Here is a 5,154-nt window from a genome sequence, read left to right as displayed (position 1 = left end):
CACCACTGGGCGGCCTCGGTCCACATGACCAACAGCTGGAACAACTGGCTGCTCGCGACCCAGCTGACGCGCTACAAGTACGACATCGATTCCGATAACGCACTGAGCACAGACGCCTTGTTCCCGATGGGGGCTTATGACTTCGCTTGGCCGGTCGCGTCAGATGCCTGGCTACCAGCGGTGTCGCTGAGCTACCTCTACGAAACCAATCGGATTCCGTGGCTTGACTCGGTCCGCCCGTACGTCGAGTACAGCAATATCATCAAGGAAGACAACAGGTTCAACGATAGCCAGCTGGTTACCTTGGGTGCAGCTTGGGCACGTGGTGGCTGGTACATTTATACCGATCTTGCGTTCTCAGACGGTAACTATTTTGTTGGCAACGAGACCGACGCCGGAACCGTCGAAGGGTATTCCAATCTCTTTTCACCGACGGGCGGCGTGGGCGACTTTGGCGCAAACGGTAACGACTACTGGAACTACCGTTTCAACATCAACTTTGGCTACTACTTCTAATCGAGCTTGATAAACGGGCCGATGAGAGCGGCCAGGCTCGACCTGGCCGCTCTTCTCTACTGGGGGTGCGCACCGGTCACGGAAGCGATGGACGCGCCTTAGAGTTCGCCGGTGACCCAGTAGTTGATCCGGTCCTGGTTGTTCTCGATGTACTTGGTCACCGCGTCCTCGTAAGAGGTTTCCTGAGCATCGTACATAGCGGCTTGTAGGTCATCGATGGGGATCTGTATCCGCGAGATAAAGCTCGCTGCATCGATGTCGTCCTGATAGAACCCGTTGCGGGCGAGCGCGACGACACGCTCGAAGCTTCCCAGGACTGCCTTGGGATCTTCCAGGTAGCGCAGGTCATAGGCGCCGAACATCCAGTGTGGACTCCAGGCGGTGACGACGATCCACTCATTACGACGTACTGCGCGCTCCAGCGCGGCCGTCATGCCGGCACCAGAGGAGATCTGCAGCTCATAATCGTCGAGCTCGTAATCCTTGACGGCCTCCTTAGAGAGGCGGGTCAGGCCCGCACCTGGATCGATGCCGGTGATGGTCTCGTCAAGCTTCTCCTTAACCTCGTCCTTTTTTAGATCCTCGATGCTGCTCACCATGTCTTCGGGCACATAGGCAGGCACGGCCCAGCCAAGGCGGGCATGGGTGTAGAGGATGCCCAGTGGGACGACATCGTTACAGACCTTTTCCAAGTAGTCACCGTGGGTGCCAGGGAGCCAGGACATCAGCATCACATCGAGATCACCGCTCGCCACGCCTTGATACTGGGGTGCGATGTCGGTTTGGAGCAGCTCGACCTCGTAGCCCATTTCGTCTTCGAGGATACGTTTGGTGAGTTTGGTGACGAATTCGGCGTCCGACCAGGCCGTCCAGCCGATCTTGATGGTCTTTTCGGCAGCGACAGCGGTCCCGATGGAGAGGGCGAGCACGCCCGAGAGTAAGAGTTTGAGTGAGGTCTTCATCAACATCATCAGTCCTCTAGGGTTGGATGGATGAGAGGGAGCGAAAGATGCGCACAAAGCGCATCTCCGCGCGGGGCCGAATGCCCCATCACTCTCGAACGTCGTCGACGGGCGAGAATGTCAGCGGTTGATCGTTAGGCCGATGCTGGCCGTCGGCAGCTGGCAGTCCGGCGATGCCCCTGACCCTGCGCTCCCTGCAAGGCATCTGCAAGGCACCTGGAAAACCCGCGAGGCCCTTATGCTATTCGGTGATAGACGGCGCACAAGCGCCTAGACGTCTGCTTGCGACGCCTTCCAGCGGTCGAACCCTTCACGCAGGCGCGCAAAGAGAGAGGGTGATGCGGTGTTTCGCTTCATGGTGCCAAAGCTTTGGGTGATTCGGTCGAGCAGGATCGCGAGTAAGACGACGCCGAGCCCCCCTTCGAAGCCGAGGCCGACATCGAGGCGTTGGATACCGGTCAAGACCGTGTTGCCGAGACCGCCCGCCCCGATCATCGAGGCGATCACCACCATCGACAGCGCCAGCATGATGGTCTGATTGATCCCCGCCATGATCGATGGCATTGCGAGCGGCAGCTGCACCTTGAATAGGAGCTGATGGCTGGTGCAGCCGAACGCCTTCCCGGCCTCAACGTGCTCTTCACTGACCTGGCGGATACCAAGATTGGTCAAACGCACGGCCGGCGGCATGGCGAAGATGAGGGTGGCGATCGAGCCTGGCACCTTACCCAGACCAAAGAAGATCGCGGCCGGAATCAGGTAGACGAAGGGCGGCATGGTCTGCATGAAGTCGAGCACCGGGCGAATCAGCGCCTCGACGGGATCATGGCGAGCCATGGCGATGCCGATCGGGATGCCAATCAGGAGCGCGACCAGACTCGAGGCAATGACCAAGGCGAGGGTCGAGATCGTCTCCGACCAGATGCCCATACCGAAGAGCAGGGCCATCGCAACGATGGCGAAGAGACCGAATCGCCAGCCCACGCGCCAAGTCGCGATCAGGATGATGAGCGCGGCGAGGACCAGCGGAGGAAGGGCTTGCAGTCCACTCTCGAACGAGTCGATGACGAGATCAAGGACCTCTGAGATGCCGTCGAGCAGGCCGGCCAGGTTGATCTGGACCCAGTCGACGCCGTCGGCGACCCAGTCGCCGATCGGGATGCGGAAATCGGTGATGCCGTTGGCCATGAATCAGCTTGTCTTGTCCAGGGTGTGTAGCAGGATGCTCTTGTCGACAACGCCGCGATAGACGCCCGCGTCATCGAGCACGGGCACGGGGCGATCCGTGGCGGTGACACGACTCAGCACCTCAGAGAGCTCGGTATCGGCCGCCACCGTTTCGATGTCCCGGAGGAAGGCGGCGTCCCATTGTGGGTTGCTGCTGCTGGCCGCTTTGGCGAGGCTATCGACCGTGACCAGCCCGCGGTATTGACCACCGCGGTCGACGACGACGGCGAGATCGCTGTGATGGTCGCGCAGCTGGGCGAGTGCCGCGTGGAGGTTGACGCCGGTACGCTCGAACACGGCCAAGAGTCGTTTCGAGGCGATATCGCCGGCATTGAAGACCTTACTGATGTCGACCCCATAGAAGAACGAGCGCACGTAGTCATTGGCAGGACGGGTGACGATCTCCTCTGGGGTGCCGATCTGGACGATGGAGCCGCCTTCCATGATCGCGATTCGATCACCGATGCGGATCGCTTCATCGAGGTCGTGCGAGATAAAGACGATGGTGTGGGCCTCGGTTTGCTGCAACCGCACCAGCTCGTCCTGCATCTCGGTGCGAATGAGCGGGTCCAATGCCGAAAAGGCCTCGTCCATCAACAGGATGGGCGCCTCGGTGGCGAGTGCGCGTGCCAGTCCGACGCGTTGCTTCATGCCGCCCGAGAGCTCGTCCGGGTAGCTCTCGGCATTCGGCGCGAGCCCGACCGTCTCGAGCGCTCGCATGGCCCGATCGCGCTGCTCGTTCTTGCTGGCGCCTGACACGTTGAGGCCAAAGGCGGCGTTCTCCACCACTGTCTTGTGCGGGAGCAGGGCGAACGACTGAAACACCATGCTCATGGTCCGGCGACGCATCTCGATGAGTTGTTGCTTGCTCATCTGCGTGATATCGACGCCGTCGACGATGACCTGACCGCGAGTCGGGTCAATGAGCCGATTGAGCATCCGAACCAGGGTGGACTTGCCTGAGCCCGACAAGCCCATGACAACGAAGACCTCGCCCTCGTAGATGCTGAAATTGGCGTTCTGTACACCAACCGTGGTGCGAGTGCGCTCGAAGATCGCGTCCTTCGACAGGCCCTGCTCCAAGAGCGTGAGGGCCTCGTCCGGCGCGGGGCCAAAGATCTTGTAAAGATCCTTGATGACAACCTTTTCTTGCATGAGATTCAAACGAAATGACCAAACCGCGAAAACGGCGAATCCGATCGCGATTGATACCAGGAGTGTGAAAAAGAGGCTAGCAGCTTCGCTAGCTGCTTTCAACTGCCCTGGGGCTTCTGTTGCGCGGCCTTTGTTACCATTCGATGTAATGATTCAGCCGTTCAGGCTTGGGTCGATTAAGCGGAGAAGGACGAGAATAGAGACTTGCTGTGGAGCAATAATTATCCTTTCTGGATCAACCTGTTGTGATCCAGCTCTTGCGATCAAGCGGCCACTCAGCGATCGCGGCTGATGATATAATTGGCAATCCAGCGTAGAGGATCTGCCCCCTCTCCAAACAGTTCGAGACTGCTTAGTGCGTCGGCAATGAGGTCATTGGCCGCTTCATGCGCCGGGCCGATCCCCATCAGCGAGGGATAGGTCGCCTTCTCATGCGCCGCGTCGGCGCCACTGCGCTTTCCGATGGTAGTGGTATCGCCCTCGACGTCAAGCAGGTCGTCTTGGATCTGGAATGCGAGACCGATGCATTTCGCATAATGGTCAAGCGCCTCGGCCTTGGCTGGCTCGAGGTCAGGACAGGCAAGAGCGGCCATCTGTACGCTCGCCCTGATCAGCGCGCCGGTCTTGTGGATGTGGATGTTTTCCAGCATCACCAGATCGAGCTGGCTGCCCTCAGACTCCAGGTCCAAGGCTTGGCCTCCGGCCATGCCGATCGAGCCCGCAGCGCGCGAGAGTGCTGCAATCATTCCTAATCTGGCACTGTCATCGACCTCGGCATTGCCATCGCTGGGCTGTGCCAGCACACCGAAGGCGAGCGTCTGCAAGGCATCGCCGGCGAGGATTGCGGTAGCCTCATCGAACGCCTTATGGCAGCTGGGGCGACCGCGCCTGAGATCATCGTCGTCCATCGCCGGCAGATCGTCATGGATCAGCGAATAGGCATGGATCAGCTCGACGGCCGCGGCCCCAGCATCGACACGCTCGGCCTCCAGATCCAGTGCCCTCGCGCCCGCATAAGCGAGCATCGGGCGCACGCGCTTGCCCTCGCTCAGCACTGCGTAGCGCATCGCCTGATGCAAACGGGTCGGTGGCTGCTCGGCGGCGGGTAAGACACGCTCGAGCGTGCCCAGCACGCGGGCTTGGCAGTCTTGGAGGAAGTGTTTGAGGCGGGGCGCGTCGTTCATGAGCCGATGAGAGGCCGATATTGGGGGTAAGGGTCTTAGGGCTGAAGGTCTCGGGATTAGGCGAGGTGGCTTGCGCGTGGTCCTCGTCGAGGCGAGGGGCCGGGTCGATG

4 protein-coding genes and 1 pseudogene are annotated in these 5,154 nt (G+C 60.3%); 1 reads left to right on the top strand and 4 read right to left on the bottom strand.

All coding sequences use genetic code 11. The features are described from left to right. Positions 1-516 (top strand): annotated as a pseudogene (locus ACY693_RS14640) (hypothetical protein); the annotation flags it as partial. A gap of 98 nt (positions 517-614) precedes the next feature. On the opposite strand, the gene ACY693_RS14635 reads toward ACY693_RS14640, so the two are convergent. The 4 genes from ACY693_RS14635 to ispA all read right to left on the bottom strand — a co-directional run bounded on the left by ACY693_RS14635 (position 615) and on the right by ispA (position 5,044). Then, complete coding sequence (locus tag ACY693_RS14635) at positions 615-1,481, bottom strand: glycine betaine ABC transporter substrate-binding protein (protein ID WP_462322554.1); 867 nt, start codon at positions 1,479-1,481, stop codon at positions 615-617. A 267-nt stretch (positions 1,482-1,748) separates the two neighbouring features. Then, the gene (locus ACY693_RS14630) at positions 1,749-2,666 is read right to left on the bottom strand and encodes an ABC transporter permease (protein WP_462322553.1); all 918 of its coding nucleotides are present in this window, start codon (positions 2,664-2,666) and stop codon (positions 1,749-1,751) included. Positions 2,667-2,669: 3 nt separating this feature from the next. Then, positions 2,670-3,860 (bottom strand): glycine betaine/L-proline ABC transporter ATP-binding protein ProV, encoded by a 1,191-nt coding sequence (gene proV / locus ACY693_RS14625; RefSeq protein WP_462322552.1) that lies wholly within the window; start codon positions 3,858-3,860, stop codon positions 2,670-2,672. 275 nt (positions 3,861-4,135) lie between these two features. After that, positions 4,136-5,044 carry a (2E,6E)-farnesyl diphosphate synthase gene (gene ispA, locus ACY693_RS14620; protein WP_462322551.1) on the bottom strand — a complete coding sequence of 303 codons (909 nt, stop codon included), beginning with the start codon at positions 5,042-5,044 and terminating at the stop codon, positions 4,136-4,138. Between the last annotated feature and the right edge of the window lie 110 nt (positions 5,045-5,154).

The organism is Halochromatium sp. (genome assembly GCF_054919635.1).
The sequence above is the reverse complement of the archived record's forward strand: the minus strand, read 5'-3'. Positions and strand labels throughout refer to the sequence as shown.